The 16,325-nt window shown below is 73.5% G+C and carries 11 protein-coding genes and 1 riboswitch; of the genes, 6 read left to right on the plus strand and 5 right to left on the minus strand.

Annotation, left to right across the window (positions count from 1 at the left end):
• Positions 1 to 1,054: 1,054 nt before the first annotated feature.
• A complete protein-coding gene (locus V4Y04_RS35390) occupies positions 1,055 to 2,341 on the minus strand; it encodes a phosphatase PAP2 family protein (RefSeq protein WP_332432366.1) in 1,287 nt (428 codons plus the stop codon).
• Positions 2,342 to 2,816: 475 nt separating this feature from the next.
• Between V4Y04_RS35390 and cbiE the strand changes: the two genes are divergently transcribed.
• From cbiE to V4Y04_RS35405, 3 genes are read left to right on the plus strand one after another with little or no spacing between them, the layout of a single operon-like run.
• Positions 2,817 to 4,139, plus strand: coding sequence for a precorrin-6y C5,15-methyltransferase (decarboxylating) subunit CbiE (gene cbiE / locus V4Y04_RS35395; RefSeq protein ID WP_443080137.1), 1,323 nt, complete (start codon positions 2,817 to 2,819; stop codon positions 4,137 to 4,139).
• Positions 4,136 to 4,885, plus strand: coding sequence for a precorrin-4 C(11)-methyltransferase (cobM, locus tag V4Y04_RS35400; protein ID WP_332432368.1), 750 nt, complete (start codon positions 4,136 to 4,138; stop codon positions 4,883 to 4,885). The genes cbiE and cobM overlap by 4 nt, the downstream gene beginning before the upstream one ends.
• A 7-nt stretch (positions 4,886 to 4,892) precedes the next feature.
• A complete protein-coding gene (locus V4Y04_RS35405; RefSeq protein ID WP_332433123.1) occupies positions 4,893 to 5,210 on the plus strand; it encodes a glyoxalase superfamily protein in 318 nt (105 codons plus the stop codon).
• A gap of 289 nt (positions 5,211 to 5,499) precedes the next feature.
• Here V4Y04_RS35405 and V4Y04_RS35410 read toward each other — a convergent pair whose 3' ends face one another.
• Complete coding sequence (locus tag V4Y04_RS35410; protein WP_332432369.1) at positions 5,500 to 6,618, minus strand: cobalt-precorrin-5B (C(1))-methyltransferase; 1,119 nt, start codon at positions 6,616 to 6,618, stop codon at positions 5,500 to 5,502.
• A 59-nt stretch (positions 6,619 to 6,677) separates the two neighbouring features.
• On the opposite strand from V4Y04_RS35410, the gene V4Y04_RS35415 reads away from it, so the two are divergent.
• On the plus strand, positions 6,678 to 7,448 hold the full coding sequence (locus V4Y04_RS35415; protein ID WP_332432370.1) for a cobalt-precorrin-6A reductase: 771 nt from the start codon (positions 6,678 to 6,680) through the stop codon (positions 7,446 to 7,448).
• A 13-nt stretch (positions 7,449 to 7,461) separates the two neighbouring features.
• Here the strand turns inward: V4Y04_RS35415 and V4Y04_RS35420 are convergent, their stop codons facing one another.
• Genes V4Y04_RS35420 through cobG form a run of 3 tightly spaced genes read right to left on the minus strand, consistent with a single transcriptional unit; the run spans position 7,462 to position 10,945 of the window.
• A complete protein-coding gene (locus tag V4Y04_RS35420) occupies positions 7,462 to 8,958 on the minus strand; it encodes a precorrin-2 C(20)-methyltransferase (protein ID WP_332432371.1) in 1,497 nt (498 codons plus the stop codon).
• Positions 8,955 to 9,626: a precorrin-8X methylmutase gene (locus V4Y04_RS35425; RefSeq protein WP_332432372.1), complete on the minus strand. Its 672-nt coding sequence runs from the start codon at positions 9,624 to 9,626 to the stop codon at positions 8,955 to 8,957. The genes V4Y04_RS35420 and V4Y04_RS35425 overlap by 4 nt, the downstream gene beginning before the upstream one ends.
• Positions 9,623 to 10,945: a precorrin-3B synthase gene (cobG, locus tag V4Y04_RS35430; protein ID WP_332433124.1), complete on the minus strand. Its 1,323-nt coding sequence runs from the start codon at positions 10,943 to 10,945 to the stop codon at positions 9,623 to 9,625. The genes V4Y04_RS35425 and cobG overlap by 4 nt, the downstream gene beginning before the upstream one ends.
• 54 nt (positions 10,946 to 10,999) lie before the next feature.
• Positions 11,000 to 11,141, plus strand: a riboswitch (cobalamin riboswitch).
• A 34-nt stretch (positions 11,142 to 11,175) separates the two neighbouring features.
• On the opposite strand from cobG, the gene cobN reads away from it, so the two are divergent.
• Positions 11,176 to 14,802: a cobaltochelatase subunit CobN gene (cobN, locus tag V4Y04_RS35435; protein WP_332432373.1), complete on the plus strand. Its 3,627-nt coding sequence runs from the start codon at positions 11,176 to 11,178 to the stop codon at positions 14,800 to 14,802.
• Between the two features lie 107 nt (positions 14,803 to 14,909).
• A complete protein-coding gene (locus tag V4Y04_RS35440; protein WP_332432374.1) occupies positions 14,910 to 15,959 on the plus strand; it encodes a methyltransferase in 1,050 nt (349 codons plus the stop codon).
• Positions 15,960 to 16,325 lie beyond the last annotated feature (366 nt).

Below are 16,325 nucleotides of genomic sequence, written 5' to 3' on the forward strand. Positions count from 1 at the left end.
GCAGCGGCTCCGGCTGCAGACGGGCCGGCGCGGTGGCGTGCGGTGCCGGTCCTGCACCCGCACGGTGTGCTGTGCTCGCGCGCTCCGGAGGTGCCCGGCCGCGCCGGCGTGGTGTGGAACGTGCCGTGGCCGGCCCGGCCCGTACGGGGTGACCGTGTGCCGGTCCCGCGCGCTCGGCCTGCTCCGGCTGCCGGACGGCCAGGGTCCGGCCATACAGGGCAGGGACACCGGCGGCCCGGGCAGCGCGCTCGACCTGCTGTTCACGTCCAGTGGCTCCGGCCGGCCAGGCCGCCATCCGCCTCTTCCGCGACCCACTGCCCGACCGGACCCGCCCCGACCCCGACCGGACCCGCCCCGACCGACCCCGACCGGACCCGCCCCGACCGACCCCGACCGGACCCGACCCGACCCGACCCGACCCGACCCGACCCGACCCGGACCGGACCCGACCCGACCCGACCCGGACCCGGCCCGACCCCGGCCCGACCCCGGCCCGACCCCGACCCGACCCCGGCCCCGACCCGGTCGGGCCGGACCGTACTCCACCCTGCGGTCTTATCGGATGGATGATCGAGAACGCGTACGGGCGGCCTTCCCCGCCCCGAGCGGCCCATCGGAAGGCACCCCGCCGGCCCTGTGGCAGGAGCTCACCCGCCGGCCCGCCCACTTCGAGCCGCGCGCGGCCGCCGCCGGCGAACCCTGGCGCGCTTTCGCCTCACCGGCCCCGGAGGCGGTACACACCACGCCCGCCACCAGCACGGTGCCCTACGCCCCCTGTGCCCCCTACGCCCACAGCCTGCCCGGCCGCGCCCCACCGGACGCCTGCGCACCGGACGCCTGCGCCGGCTCCCGCCAGGAACGGACCGCCGGCGAGCACGGCCGGTCGGCCGGCGCGGCCCTCGACGGTCGAGGCGGGGCGGCCGCACCAGGGTCGAACAGGTACGGCGGACGGCGCTCCGGCGGCACGGTGCCCCTGAAGGGGCGGGGCCGGCACACGTACAGCGTGCCGGCCCCGCCCGTGAAGTGCTCGGCACGCAGCCTGACGCGCCACGGCTCAGACCAGTTCGGGTCGCGGCTCCACGGGGTGCGGCTCCGACTGCCGCGCCGGCGTGGCCTTCGCATCCCACAGCCTGGTGGTCCGCACGTAGTTGTGGACCACCGAGGCCGTCGCCAGGACGAGGAGGGGTCCGAACACCCAGGGATGTCCGGCCATCTCCTCCGGCAGATAGCGGTACGACAGCAGGAGCGCGGTGAAAACCGCCGTGCCGTGGGCGACCAGTTGGACGCCCGACCGGTCCCAGCCGTGTGCGAGCGAGCGCATCGCCGCCTCGATCGTGAGCGCGAACACCACCCCGGCGATGATGTCCGCGCCGTAGTGGTAACCGAAGCCCAGCGTCGCGCAGAGGGTGCCGGCCAACCAGAACGTGCCCGCGTACCGCATCGCCCGCGAGCCCTTGCGGGAATGGACGAAGAGCGTGACGGCCCACGCCGTGTGCAGACTGGGCATGCAGTTGCGCGGTGTGATCCCGTCGAACGGCATCGGCTGCGGGGTGCTGATCGACGGCAGCGTGTCCGGCCACAGGTTGGCCGCCGCCCACTGGCCGCCCTCGGCTCCGTAGGCGTACACCGGGCCGACGACCGGGAAGAGCATGTAGATGCCCGGCCCGAGCAGGCCGATGACCAGGAAGGTGCGCACCAGATGGTGACCCGGGAAGCGGCGCTCGACCGCCACGTGGCGCAGCTGGTACAACCCGACGAGCGCCGCTGCCAGCGGGAGCTGACCGTAGACCAGGTGGAGAACGTGGACGCTGACCGGTGCGGTGGCGTCGACGAGCCGGCCGACCAGCCACGACGGGTCGCCCAGCGCGTGATCGGCGACCAGCACGTACTGGTCGAGCACCGTCGGGCGGGTCTTCGACGTGATGAGCAGCCAGGTGTCACCCGTCTTGTGGCCGGCCACCAGCAGTAGTCCCAGGCCGACGCCCTTCAGCATCAGCGTGCGTTCCCCGCCGGTACGGCGCGTGACAGCGATGACCGCACAGCCCAGAACCACCCACAACGCGCCGTTGCCGAAGTTCATTTCGGCGTCGAGCGCCCACCGCACCAGCCAGAAGAGGACGTCGACGCCGATCGCGGCACCCAGTGCGACGAGCCGTTGCCGCCAGGTGAGCACCACCATCGTCAACGCCATACCGGCGTACAGCAGCGGACCCGAATGGGGGGCAAATATCACCTCTCGTGCCTGATGGGTGATCGGCCCCGGTAGGCCGTAGTGGCGCGCGGAGAGTTCCAGCGCGACGAGGAAACCGAGGGCCGCCGCACCCGCCGTGGCCCACAGCATCGCTCGTGGCCGAAGCCACGCGGCGAAGACAGGACTGCGGTCCGTCCGCGACGGTATTCGTGGTGGAGTGGTTTTCAATTGTTTGGCCCATTTACTAGATTTTGGAAGGGTAGGTCACGTATCGAGCTGTTGTGCGGTGTGCTTTACCGGTGAAGAACGGACGATCGGGGAGATCGTCGCGAGTTCGAACATGTTAGCGGCGCGGGGGTCTGATTTCGCCGGCCATGAAGGAGTCCGGGCGAGGCCGGAGCGCCGCCGCTGCCCGTGAAGGCGTCCAGGACCCGGCCGGCAGTCGATGTGGCCGCCAACTCCCCTTTTTCCACTGCTGTTCGAGAGGGAGGCCGGACGGCCGGGCCGGCGTGCGGGCGGCCCAGCGGCTCGTCGCGGACCTGGTCCAGGACCGGACGGGGGAGTCGCCGACGATGTGCACCCGAGTGACTCCGCGCAGGCCGTCGCCCCGTAGAGTGCGTCTCCGATGTCGTCCCGACCCCCGAGGTACCGAGCAGTGACCGTCGCCCGACCCGCACCGACCGCCGCAGTGACCGTCGTCGGTATCGGCGCCGACGGCTGGGAGGGCATCCCCGCCACCTCGCGACAGGCTCTGCTCGGTGCGGACGTGGTCATCGGCGGTCCTCGCCAACTGGCCCTCCTGCCACCGGAATGCGATGGGGACCGGGTGCCCTGGCCCTCACCGCTGCGGCCCGCGGTCCCCGGCCTGCTCGCGGCCCACGCCGGCCGCCGGATCGCCGTCCTCGCCAGCGGGGACCCCCTGTTTTACGGCATCGGACGCACCCTCGCCGAGATACTCGGAGCCGGCTCCGTACACGTCCTGCCGCACCCCTCGTCCGTCTCCTACGCCTGCGCCCGCCTCGGCTGGCCCCTGGAGGACACCGAGGTCGTCACGCTCGTGGGCCGGCCCACCGCTCGCCTGGCCGCCGCCCTGCACGACCGCCGGCGGCTGCTCGTGCTCAGCGCGGACGCCGCCACCCCCGGCGAGGTCGCCGCCCTGCTGCGGGACCGCGGCTTCGGGCCGAGCCGGATGCGGGTGCTGGAACAGCTCGGCGGTGACAGGGAACGGACGACCGGGGAGACCTCCGCCGACGACTGGCCACCGCCGCACCCGGGGGAAGGCCCCGACCCCCTCAACATCGTCGCCGTCGAATGCCGCCGCGCCCCCGGCGCCCTGCGTCTCGGCGCCGTCCCAGGGCTCCCGGACGAGGCGTACGAGCACGACGGGCAGCTCACCAAACGTCATGTCCGCGCAGCCACACTCGGCGCCCTGGCCCCCGCCCCCGGCGAACTGCTGTGGGACGTCGGCGGCGGCTCCGGCTCGATCGCCGTCGAGTGGATGCGGACGCACCCCGCCTGCCGGGCCCTCACCGTCGAACGCGACCCCGTCCGTGCCGAGCGGATCCTCCGCAACGCGCAGCGGCTCGGCGTCCCGGGACTGCGGGTGGTGACCGGCGCGGCCCCCGCCGCCCTCGCCGGACTCCCGCGGCCGGACGCCGTCTTCGTCGGCGGCGGGCTCACCGCCCCCGGACTGCTGGACGCGTGCTGGGAAGCACTCCCCGCGGGCGGGCGGCTGGTGGCCAACACCGTCACGCTGGAGTCCGAGGCGCTGCTGGCCGACGCCCGACGGCGCCACGGGGGCGAGCTGGTGCGGCTGGCGGTGGCGCACGCCGTGCCCGTGGGCGGCTTCACCGGGTGGCGGCAGGCGATGCCGGTGACCCAGTGGGCGGTACACAAGACATCCGACTCGTCAGAAGCCGTACCAGGAACAGCGGGAGCAGACACATGACCGTGTACTTCATCGGTGCCGGACCCGGCGCCGCCGACCTGATCACCGTGCGCGGCGCCCGGACACTCGCCGCCTGCGGGGTCTGTCTGTACGCGGGCAGTCTGGTGCCACGCGAGCTGCTGGCAGAATGCCCGCCCGACGCACGGCTGGTGGACACCGCGCAGCTCGATCTGGACGAGATCACGGCCGAACTGCTCCGGGCGCACCAGGAGGGTCAGGACGTGGCCCGGCTGCACTCCGGGGACCCGTCCGTGTTCAGCGCGGTCGCCGAGCAGATGCGGCGGCTGGACGCGGCAGGGGTGCCCTACGAGGTCGTGCCGGGCGTGCCCGCCTTCGCCGCGGCGGCGGCCTCCCTGAAGCGGGAGCTGACCGTGCCGACGGTCGGGCAGACCGTCATCCTCACCAGGGTCGCCAACCGGGCGACCGCCATGCCGGACGGCGAGGACCTGGCCACCCTCGGCCGCAGCGGCGCGCTGATCGTGCTGCACCTGGCGGCGAAGTACGCGGACCGCGTGGTCGACGAACTGCTGCCGCACTACGGCGCCGACTGCCCCGCCGCCGTCGTCGCGTACGCCTCCCGTCCCGAGGAGCTGATCATCCGCGGCACGCTCGACGACATCGCCGGGAAGATCAAGGACGCGGGAGTGCTGCGGACGGCTGTGATCATGGTCGGGCGGACGCTGGGAGCGGAGCAGTTCCGCGACAGCCACCTCTACTCGCCCGAGCGGGAGAGGCACACCTGCTGAGCAGGTCATTCCGCTCCTGCGGGTGAGCGATGCCGCGGCGTCGACGGGGTGGTACGCGCGGCTGGGGTTCGCGCAGCAGTGGGAGCACCGGTTCGAACCGGGGTTCCCCGTGTTCACGCAGGTCGCCCGCGGGCCGGTCCGGCTCTACTTGCCGGAGCACGAGGGCGACGCACGGCCCGACACACTGCTGTATCTCAGGGTCGCCGATCTCGACGCGGTCGCCGCCGGGTTCCGGGTTCCGGCCGAGGAGGTGCCGTGGGGGCGGGAGGCCGAACTCCGGGACCCGGACGGCGACCGCCTCCGGGTGGGCCCGGTCGGCGGCTGAGTCGGCCTTAGGGTCTGCCGGAGAACAACATGCGGGTGGGCGGCGCGCTGACCTGCGACATCAAGTCCAGAAACCCACAAGTTGTTTCTCTGCACGCCCTTACGACCTCACCCGCGATAGCGAGCGGGCTCCCGACGCCCTGCGGCTTCGCCTCCGGCGTTGTCGTCGGTCGCGATGGCTCCGCCATCACTCCCTCCTCCGCCTTGGATGCGATGCGAAGCCGCATGACGCCGCTCGCTGATCCACTCCCCATCGCGGGTGAGGTCGTTACCGTCGGCGAACCGCCGGCTCAGGCCACGGAGCTGCGGCCCACCACCGTCCCCGCCCGGTCGATGCAGATCACGTCGACCGCGACCGGCGCCCCGCGCAGCACGGCCAGCGCCTCGTCGCGGGCCACCGTCGCGACCAGGTCGCCCAGCGGCACCCCGGCCGCCTGGCAGAGCTGGAGTGCGGCGAGGCCGGTGTTGGCGTCCGCCACCGCGGCGGCGAGGGCCTCGTCCGCGCCGCCGCGCCGGGCCAGCCGGGCGAGGAACCCCTTGTCGACCTGGGAGCGGGCGGAGTGCAGGTCGAGGTGGCCGGCGGCGAGCTTGGAGAGTTTGGCGAAGCCCCCGCAGACGGTGAGACGGTCCACCGGATGGCGTCGGACGTACTTCAGCACGGCACCCGCGAAGTCGCCCATGTCCAGCAGGGCGACCTCGGGCAGGCCGTACTCGGCGACGACCGTTTTCTCCGAGGTGGAGCCGGTGCACCCGGCGACGTGCGTGCGCCCCGCAGCCCGCGCCACGTCCACACCCCGACGGATCGAGTCGATCCACGCCGAACACGAGTAGGGGACCACGATGCCGGTGGTGCCGAGGATCGACAGCCCGCCGAGGATGCCGAGCCGCGGGTTCCAGGTGGAGCGGGCGATCTCCTCGCCATGGTCGACGGAGAGGGTGATCTCGACGTCGCCGCTGCCGCCGTACTGCCCGGCGACGCGGGCGACGTGGTCGCGCATCATCTGCCGGGGGACCGGGTTGACGGCCGGTTCACCGACGGGCAGCGGCAGGCCGGGAAGGGTGACCGTGCCCACGCCGGGCCCCGCCCGGAACACGACCCCGGCCCCGGCGGGAAGCCGCCGCACCGTCGCCCGGACCAGCGCCCCGTGCGTGACGTCCGGGTCGTCACCGGCGTCCTTGACGATCCCCGCCATGGCGTACGAGTCCGTCAGCTCCTCGACGGCCAGCGCGAACGACGGTGTCTGCCCCTTCGGCAGCACGATCGCCACCGGGTCGGGAAAGCCGCCGGTGAGCAGCGCGGTGTACGCGGCGGTCGTGGCCGCGGTCGCGCAGGCACCGGTGGTCCAGCCGGGCCGCAGACCGGTGTGCTTGAGTTGGGCGCTGCGACCGCCCTCGGCCTCGCTGCTCATGCGTCGCTGCTCATGTCTCGCTCGGGGGAAGGGAACCGGATGAAGGGAACGGAACTGCCGTGCACGTGCTGATACTCGGCGGCACCACCGAGGCCCGCCGCCTCGCCGAACTCCTGGCGGCCGACGCCCTGCCGTCCCTGCGGGTGACGAACTCCCTGGCGGGGCGGGTGGCCGCGCCCCGGACGCCGCCCGGCGAGGTGCGCGTCGGCGGCTTCGGAGGGGCCGACGGGCTCGCCGCCTGGCTGCGTGAGTACGAGGTGGACCTGCTCATCGACGCCACCCACCCTTTCGCCGGCACGATCAGTTTCAACGCGGCACGGGCCGCGACCACCACCCATGTTCCTCTCCTCGCGCTGCGACGTCCCGGCTGGGTTCCCGTCGAGGGGGACGTCTGGCACGAGGCCGGTTCCCTGACCGAGGCCGCGGGGCTGCTGCCCGCGCTCGGCCGGCGGGTCTTCCTCACCACCGGCCGGATGGGCCTGGCCGCCTTCGCCCACCTGGAGGACCTGTGGTTCCTCGTACGGTCCGTGGACGCTCCGGGGGCGCCGCGTCCGCCCCGCGCGGAGGTGCTGCTCGACCGTGGCCCGTTCACCCTCGACGGGGAACGCGAGCTGCTGCGCCGGCACCGGATCGACGTCGTGGTCACCAAGGACAGCGGGGGAGCGGCCACCGCACCGAAGCTGACGGCCGCCCGTGAGGCGGGTGTGCCCGTGGTCGTGGTGCGCAGACCGCCGGTGCCCGGGGAAGTGACCGTCGTGTCCGATCCCCGGCAGGCGGCCCAGCGGGTCCGGGAGGCATACGCGCGGTGTGCGCACCCGGACGCCGGCTGAACCGCCGGGGCTCTCACTCCTCCGGATAGCGGCGGGGCGTCCAGACGACCTCCTCGCCGTCCCCCCGCCGCACGATGCGGGTCTGCGAGGAACCGACCAGCAGGACCGTGCGCATGTCGACCTCGGCCGGGTCCAGGTCCGCCAGCCGGACGATCCGCACCCGTTCGCCGGCGCCGCCCACGTCCCGCGCCACGACGACGGGCGTGTCCGGCGCCCGGTGCTCCAGCAGCAGGTCGCGGGCCTTGCCGACCTGCCAGGTCCGGCTGCGCGACCCGGGGTTGTACAGGGCCAGCACCAGGTCGGCGCCCGCGGCGGCGCGCAGCCGCCCGGCGATGACCTCCCACGGCTTGAGGCGGTCGGACAGGGAGACGGTGGCGTAGTCGTGGCCGAGCGGGGCGCCCGCACGGGCGGCGGCCGCGTTGGCGGCGGTCACCCCCGGCAGTACCCGTACCGGCACGTTCGTGTACTCCTGGGCCGAGGCGGCCTCCAGTACGGCCGTGGCCATGGCGAAGACACCGGGGTCGCCGCCGGACACGACGGCCACCCTGCGTCCCTGCAGAGCGAGTTGCAGCGCGAACTCGGCGCGCTCGGCCTCGACCCGGTTGTCCGAGCCGTGGCGCTGCTGGCCGGCCCGTACGGGCACCCGGTCCAGGTAGGTGGTGTAGCCGACCAGGTCGTCGGCGGCGGCGAGGGCCCCGCGCGACTCGGGCGTCAGCCACAGCGGCCCGGCCGGCCCGGTGCCGACCACGACGACCTCACCGACGGAGCCCGGCTTCCGCGCGGGGCGTTCGGCGTCGGCCTGGCTCGGCAGCACGGCCACCGAGAAGTACGGCACGGAGTCGGCCTCCACCTCGGCGAGTCCGGCAAGGCGTTCCCCGGCCATGGTGGCCCGCTCGACGTACCGGGCCGCCTCCAGTCGCCCCGCACGCTCCATCGCCCGGCGCACCTTGGGGAAGGTGCGCCCCAGCTTCATCACCACGGCCGCGTCCGTCGCGGCGAGCCGGGCGGCCAGCTCCTCCTCGGGCAGCGTGCCCGGCAGGATGGTCAGCACCTCCTCGCCCTCGGCGAGCGGAGTACCCAGGCGGGCCGCGGCGGCGGACACCGACGTGACACCGGGGATCACCTCGGTGTCGTAGCGGTCCGCGAGCCGCTTGTGCATGTGCATGTAGGAGCCGTAGAAGAGCGGGTCGCCCTCGGCGAGGACGGCGACCGTCCGGCCCGCGTCCAGATGGACGGCGAGCCGGGCCGACGCCTCGGCGTAGAAGTCGTCGATGGCGCCCTGGTAACCGCCGGGATGGTCGGTGGTCTCGGTGGTGACGGGGTAGACCAGCGGTTCCTCGACGTGGTCGGCCCGTATGTGCTTCGCCGCGATGGAGCGGGCGATGGACCGGCCGTGGCGGGCGCTGTGGTAGGCGATCACGTCCGCCTCGGCGATGGCCTCGACGGCCCGTACGGTCATCAGGGACGGGTCTCCGGGGCCGAGCCCGACCCCGTACAGCTTGCCGCTCATTCTTCCTCGCTCGCGATCGCGTTGAGAGCGGCGGCGGCGATGGCGCTGCCTCCGCGACGGCCTCGGACGACCAGGTGTTCCAGGCCCGAGGGGTGGGCGGCCAGGGCGTCCTTGGACTCGGCCGCGCCGATGAAGCCGACGGGTACGCCGATGACGGCGGCCGGCCTCGGCGCCCCCTCCTCGATCATCTCCAGGAGGCGGAAGAGCGCGGTGGGCGCGTTGCCGACGGCGACCACGGCGCCCTCCAGGCGGTCGCGCCACAGCTCCAGCGCGGCGGCGCTGCGCGTGGTGCCGAGTTTCGCCGCCAGCTCCGGCACGGCCGGGTCGGAGAGGGTGCACAGGACGTCGTTGCCTGCGGGCAGCCGCTTGCGGGTCACGCCGCTGGCCACCATCTGCACGTCGCAGAGGATCGGAGCCCCGCCGCGCAGGGCCTCGCGTGCGCGGGCCACCACACCGGGGGTGTGACCGATGTCGCGGACGAGGTCGACCATTCCGCAGGCGTGGATCATCCGGACCGCGACCTGGCTGACGTCGGCGGGCAGGGCCGCGAGGTCCGCCTCCGCGCGGATGGTGGCGAAGGACCGGCGGTAGATGGCCGCCCCGTCCTTCTCGTAGTCGTAGGGGGTCACGATGCTCTTCTCGCTGCTCTCGGTCGTCGTACGGCTCATGAGGTGAGGGCCGCCAGTGCGGCGGCGAGGTGGGAGGGATCGTCCAGGGCGGTGGTGTGCGCCGGCCGCTCCTGGGCGACCATGCCGATCCGGTAGCCGCCCTCCGGGGCGGCGACCACGTCGATCCGGTCACCCCGGGGGTGGCCGCAGCGCCGCTCGCAGCCGGACCAGTACAACGGCAGGGGGGAGCGGCCCGCATCGGCGAGGGCGGCGGTCGCGTCCGCCCGCACGTCGGAACGCGACTTTGCGCACCCCGGCCGGCCGATGCAGGCACCGACGCGCAGCCAGGGGGAGGAGGCGTCGGTGACCAGGCCGGTGCCGGCGAGACGGGCCAGTGCGCCGGCCGCTGCCGTCGCGTTCGTTCCGGGGGCGGGGACGACGATGCCGCGCCACGGTGTCAGGCGCAGTTCGCCCGCCCGGACTTCGGCGGCCACCCGGGTCACGGTCCGCCACTGACGGGACGTGAGACGGCCCAGGGGTACATGGACGGACAGGGCCGCCCCGATCACCCCCGGCGGCGGTCCCTCCGCCGTGGCGCGGTCATTTGCGGCGCGGTCGTTCGGCGCCGGAACGCAGCCGATGCCGGCGTCGGTCAGGCGGAGCCGGACCGCACGCGTCAACTCGCCTGATTGGAGGCCCAGTTCGTCGACCCGCCAGACCTGCCTCCCTGTCTCCCGCAGCACGTCGAGGAACGCCTCGGCGGCGAGCAGCGCGGCCCCGGGCGCCGCGTCCCCGGACACCCGCAGCGCCCCGTCCGCCGAGCCGACGGCGAGCAGGGCGTCGCCGTCACCGAGCGCACGCACGGTCACATCGGCGCCGAGCCCGGCGACATCGCCGCGCCCGTCGTCGAGCGCGAACAGGAACCGCCCCGACAGTGCCCGCGCCGCCTCGCTCGCGCACAGCGACGCGTCCAGGGCCGACAGCCACGGCCGCACCTCCCGGGCACTCCGCCCGTCGAGACCGGACAGCGGGGAGGCGACGATGTTGCGGGCCCGTTCGTGCCCGTGCGACGGGAGCAGTCCGGCCGCGTCCAGCAGCCCGGCGAGCCGGGTACCGCAGTCGTCGCGCAGTCCACGCACCTGCACATTGCCACGCGAGGTCAGATGCAGTTCGCCGTCGCCCAGTCGGTCGGCCGCGTCCGCGAGCGCCTCGGCCTGCGGCACGGTGAGCACCCCGCCGGGCACCCGGACCCGGGCCAGCGCGCCGTCGTCGGCCGTGTGCAGCCGCAACGACCCCGGACAGGCGTCACCGCGGTCCCGGGAGACCGCTGTGGCCTGGGACGACGAGGGGAGGGGAGCCGTGGACATGGCGGCGAGCATACAGATCGGCACCCCGCCTCCAAGTTCTGCCCTCTTGCCCCGACCCTTACTATGTCTCTTGGCGGATCATCGGATCCGTCATCGCCATGACGGCGACATGGAGGAAGCCCGGTGCGAATCCGGCGCGGTCCCGCCACTGTGAGTCCGACCCCCACGAGGCCGGACGAGCCAGGAACTCCAGCCGTCTTGTACCACCCGGGGCGCGGATCCCGAGGAAGGCCGGCCGACGCATGCCGCATTCGTCCAGGGAGCGCTCGACGCACCCCAACATCCTGCTCCTGTCGACGTCCGACACGGATCTGCTCAGCGCCCGAGCGGCCGACGGCCCGGTGCCCTACCGCTTCGCCAACCCCTCCCGCCTCCCGCTCGACGACCTGCCCGCGCTCCTCGAGGGCGTCGGCCTGGTCGTCGTACGTCTCCTCGGCGGACTGCGCGCCTGGGAGGAGGGCCTCGACCTGCTGCTCGCCGACGGCCGCCCGGTCGTCGTCCTCAGCGGTGAACAGGCCCCCGACGCCCAGCTGATGGCCGCCTCCACGGTCCCCGTCGGCCTCGCCGCCGAGGCGCACGCCTATCTCGCCCACGGCGGACCCGACAACCTCGAGCAGCTCGCCCGCTTCCTGTCCGACACGGTCCTGCTCACCGGCCACGGCTTCGAGCCGCCCGCGCCCGCGCCCACCTGGGGCCCGCTGGAACGCACACCCCGCGAGGGCACCGACGGCCCGACCGTCGCCGTGCTCTACTACCGCGCCCACCACATGAGCGGCAACACCGCCTTCGTCCACGCCCTGTGCGACGCCGTGGAGAACGCGGGCGGGCGGCCCCTGCCGCTGTACGTGGCTTCCCTGCGCGCCCCCGAATCCGAACTGATCGACGAGCTGCGCGCGGCGGACGTCATCGTCACGACCGTCCTCGCGGCCGGCGGCACCAAGCCCGCCGAGGCGTCCGCCGGTGGCGACGACGAGTCCTGGGACGCGGGCGCGCTCACCACCCTGGACGTACCGATCCTCCAGGCCCTGTGCCTGACCGGCTCCCGCACCGCCTGGGAGGAGAGCGACGAGGGCGTCTCCCCGCTGGACGCCGCGAGCCAGATCGCCGTGCCCGAATTCGACGGCCGCCTGATCACCGTGCCGTTCTCCTTCAAGGAGATCGACGCCGACGGCCTCCCGGCCTACGTCGCCGACCCCGAGCGCGCCGCCCGCGTGGCCGGCATCGCCGTGCGCCACGCCCGCCTGCGGCACATCCCGGCCGCCGACAAGCGCCTGGCCCTCGTCCTGTCCGCCTATCCGACCAAGCACTCCCGCATCGGCAACGCGGTCGGCCTGGACACCCCCGCCAGCGCGGTGGCCCTCCTGCGCCGGCTGCGGGACGAGGGATACGACTTCGGCGACACCGACGTCCCCGGACTGGCCTCCGGAGACGGCGACGAACTGATCCGCGCGCTGATCGAGGCGGGCGGCCACGACCAGGACTGGCTCACCGAGGAACAGCTCGCCCGCAACCCGGTACGCATCCCGGCCGCCGACTACAAGCGCTGGTACGCCACTCTCCCCGAGAAACTGCGCACGTCCGTCGAAGAGCACTGGGGCCCGGCGCCGGGCGAGATGTTCCTCGACCGCAGCCGCAACCCGGAGGGCGACATCGTCCTCGCGGCCCTGCGCCGCGGCAACCTGCTGATCCTCATCCAGCCCCCGCGCGGTTTCGGCGAGAACCCCATCGCCATCTACCACGACCCCGACCTGCCGCCCTCCCACCACTACCTCGCCGCCTACCGCTGGCTCGCCGCGCGGGCCGAGGACGGCGGGTTCGGCGCGGACGCCATGATCCACCTCGGCAAGCACGGCAACCTGGAGTGGCTGCCGGGCAAGAACGCCGGCCTGTCCGCCGCCTGCGGCCCGGACGCCGCCCTCGGCGACCTCCCCCTGATCTACCCCTTCCTGGTCAACGACCCGGGCGAGGGCACCCAGGCCAAGCGCCGGGTTCACGCCACCCTCGTCGACCACCTCGTCCCCCCGATGGCCCGCGCCGACTCCTACGGCGACATCGCCCGCCTGGAACAACTCCTCGACGAGTACGCCCAGATCTCCTCCATGGACCCGGCGAAGCTCCCGGCGATCCGCGCCCAGATCTGGACCCTCATCCAGGCCGCCCGCCTCGACCACGACCTCGGCCTCGACGACCGCCCCGACGACGACGGCTTCGACGACTTCCTCCTGCACGTCGACGGCTGGCTCTGCGAGGTCAAGGACGCGCAGATCCGCGACGGCCTCCATGTCCTGGGCGCCCCGCCCGCCGGCGCCGACCGGGTCAACCTCGTCCTGGCGATCCTGCGCGCCCGCCAGATCTGGGGCGGCGTCACCGCCCTGCCCGGCCTGCGCGAGGCCCTGGGTCTCGACGAGTCCGCCGCCACCCGCACCACGGCCGACGAGGCGGAGGACAAGGCCCGCGCTCTGGTGCAGGCGATGGAGGACGCGGGCTGGGACCCGGCCGCCGTGCCCACCGAGCACGGTGAACAGGTCGCCGCCGTCCTGGAGTTCGCCGCCCGCGAGGTCGTCCCGCGGCTGGCGGCGACCACCGCCGAACTCGACCACACCGTGCACGCCCTGAACGGCGGCTTCGTCCCCGCGGGCCCGTCCGGCTCCCCGCTGCGCGGTCTGGTCAACGTCCTGCCGACCGGTCGCAACTTCTACTCGGTCGACCCCAAGGCCGTCCCCTCCCGCCTCGCGTGGGAGACCGGTCAGGCCCTCGCGGACAGCCTCCTGGAGCGCTACCGCACGGACAACGGCGACTGGCCCACCTCGGTCGGGCTCTCCCTCTGGGGCACCAGCGCCATGCGCACCGCCGGGGACGATGTCGCCGAGGCCCTCGCCCTGCTGGGCATCCGCCCCGTCTGGGACGACGCCTCACGCCGCGTCACGGGCCTGGAGGCCATCCCGTACGACGAGCTGGGCCGCCCCCGCATCGACGTCACCCTGCGCATCTCCGGCTTCTTCCGCGACGCCTTCCCGCACACCGTCGGCCTCCTCGACGACGCCGTGCGCCTGGCGGCCTCCCTGGACGAGCCCGCCGAGACCAACCACGTCCGCGCCCACGTCCAGGCCGACCTCGCCGAACACGGCGACGAACGCCGGGCCACCACCCGCATCTTCGGCTCCCGCCCCGGCACCTACGGCGCCGGCCTGCTCCAGCTCATCGACTCCCGCGACTGGCGCACCGACGCCGACCTCGCCGAGGTCTACACCGTCTGGGGCGGCTACGCCTACGGCCGCGAACTGGACGGCCGCCCGGCCCGCGACGAGATGGAGACGGCGTACAAGCGGATCGCGGTGGCCGCCAAGAACACGGACACCCGCGAGCACGACATCGCCGACTCGGACGACTACTTCCAGTACCACGGCGGCATGGTCGCCACCGTCCGCGCCCTGCGCGGCACCGCGCCCGAGGCGTACATCGGCGACTCCACCCGCCCCGAGACGGTCCGCACCCGCACCCTGGTGGAGGAGACCTCGCGCGTCTTCCGCGCCCGGGTGGTCAACCCGAAGTGGATCGAGGCGATGCGCCGCCACGGTTACAAGGGCGCCTTCGAACTCGCCGCCACCGTGGACTACCTGTTCGGCTACGACGCCACCACGGGGGTCATCGCCGACTGGATGTACGACAAGCTCACCGAGACCTACGTCCTGGACCCGGCCAACCGCGAGTTCCTGCAGCAGGCCAACCCCTGGGCCCTGCACGGCATCGCGGAACGGCTGCTGGAGGCCGAGTCGCGCGGCATGTGGGAGAAGCCCGACCCGGCGGTCCTCGACGCACTGCGGAAGGTGTACCTGGAGACGGAGGGCGACCTGGAGGGCGAGGACTGAGGCGCGGCCCGGCCGGCGGCCGGTGCCCGGGCTATGTCCTGCGGCCTAGCCGGTGTTCCTCATGACGGACGACGCCGGAACGTTTCCGGTGCACCATGATCATCATCATGACTTTGTTCGAGCATGATTTCGTCGCGGCGGGTTCCACCGAGCGGCCGGTGGGTGACACGGGGCGGATGCTCCAGATGATGACCGGGTACTGGGTCACCCAGGTGGTGCGCACCGCGGCCGAGTTGCGCATCGCTGATCACCTGCACGCCGGCGGTGCCACTCCCGCCCAGGTGGCCGAGGCGGAGTCACTGGACCCGGATGCGACCTTCCGGTTCCTGCGCACGTGCGCCTCCCTCGGTCTGGCCGCCTCCACCGACGGGAAGCGGTTCATTGGTACGCCCTTGCTGGACACCCTGCGCACCGACGCCCCGGGCTCCCTGCGGGACCTGGCCCTGTGGGGCGGGGCCGAGTCGCACTGGCTGCCCTGGGGGCGGCTGGCGGACGCGGTCCGCACCGGCACCACCCAGGCGGAGGCCGCCCTCGGCGCACCCATCTTCGACTGGCTCGCCGCCGCCCCGAAGGAAGCCGAGGTCTTCACCAACGCCATGACGGCCATGACCCGCGGCCTGGCCCACCGACTGGCAGACGTGATCGACCTCAAGGGCGCCGAAGTCGTCGTGGACGTCGGCGGCGCCGGCGGAAACCTCGTCCAGACGCTCATGCAGCGGCATCCCCGGCTGACCGGCGTGGTCCTCGACCTCCCGCACGTGAGTGCCGAGGCGGACGCCTCCGCGGCGGCTCTGGGCGTCACGGACCGGTTCGCCTTCGTCGGCGGCGACTTCTTCGAGGAGGTGCCGTCCGCGGACGTGCACCTGCTGAAGTTCGTCCTGCACGACTGGGACGACGATTCCTGCGTGCGTATCCTGCGCAACTGCCGGGAAGCGCTCGAGCCCGGTGGACGCGTGCTGGTGATGGAACTCCTCGTCGACAAGGTGGGCACACCCGGTCTGGAACCGCTGATGGACCTCAACATGATGGCCCTGTCGACCGGGCGCGAACGCAGCCCCGACGAGTTCCAGAACCTCTTCGAACAAGCCGGACTGACACTGGCCTCCACCAAGCCCTCCGCCTCCCGGGTCTCCGTCCTCGAGCTCATGGCCGCCTGAGCTCCACCCGGAACACCACCACCTGCCGGTGGTCCTCGCCCACGCCGGACTCCACCGCCTTCAGGCCGCGCCCCTTCCCGACCGGGGTGCAGCCTCGCGCTGTTCGGCTCCCTTCCCCGGTCCCGTCGGCCGTCAACGCTCGACGGGACGGCGGGGCTCAGGCCGGGTCCGGTTGCCAAGGGCCGCGAAGAGCCCGAGCTGCTCCTGCGCGGCGGACAGCCGCAGGTCGGAGACGATCGTGGTATCGAACCGGTCCAGTCGTCCGGGTCCGGGGGCGTGGATGACGCGGCCGGCCGGTCCGCCGCTTTCGCGGCACGCGCCCCGGCACCGCGGAGCGTGAGCCGGGGTGTGCCGTGCCCCGGGAAA

It is taken from the genome of Streptomyces sp. P9-A2 (genome assembly GCF_036634175.1).
GTDB lineage: Bacteria > Actinomycetota > Actinomycetes > Streptomycetales > Streptomycetaceae > Streptomyces > Streptomyces pratens.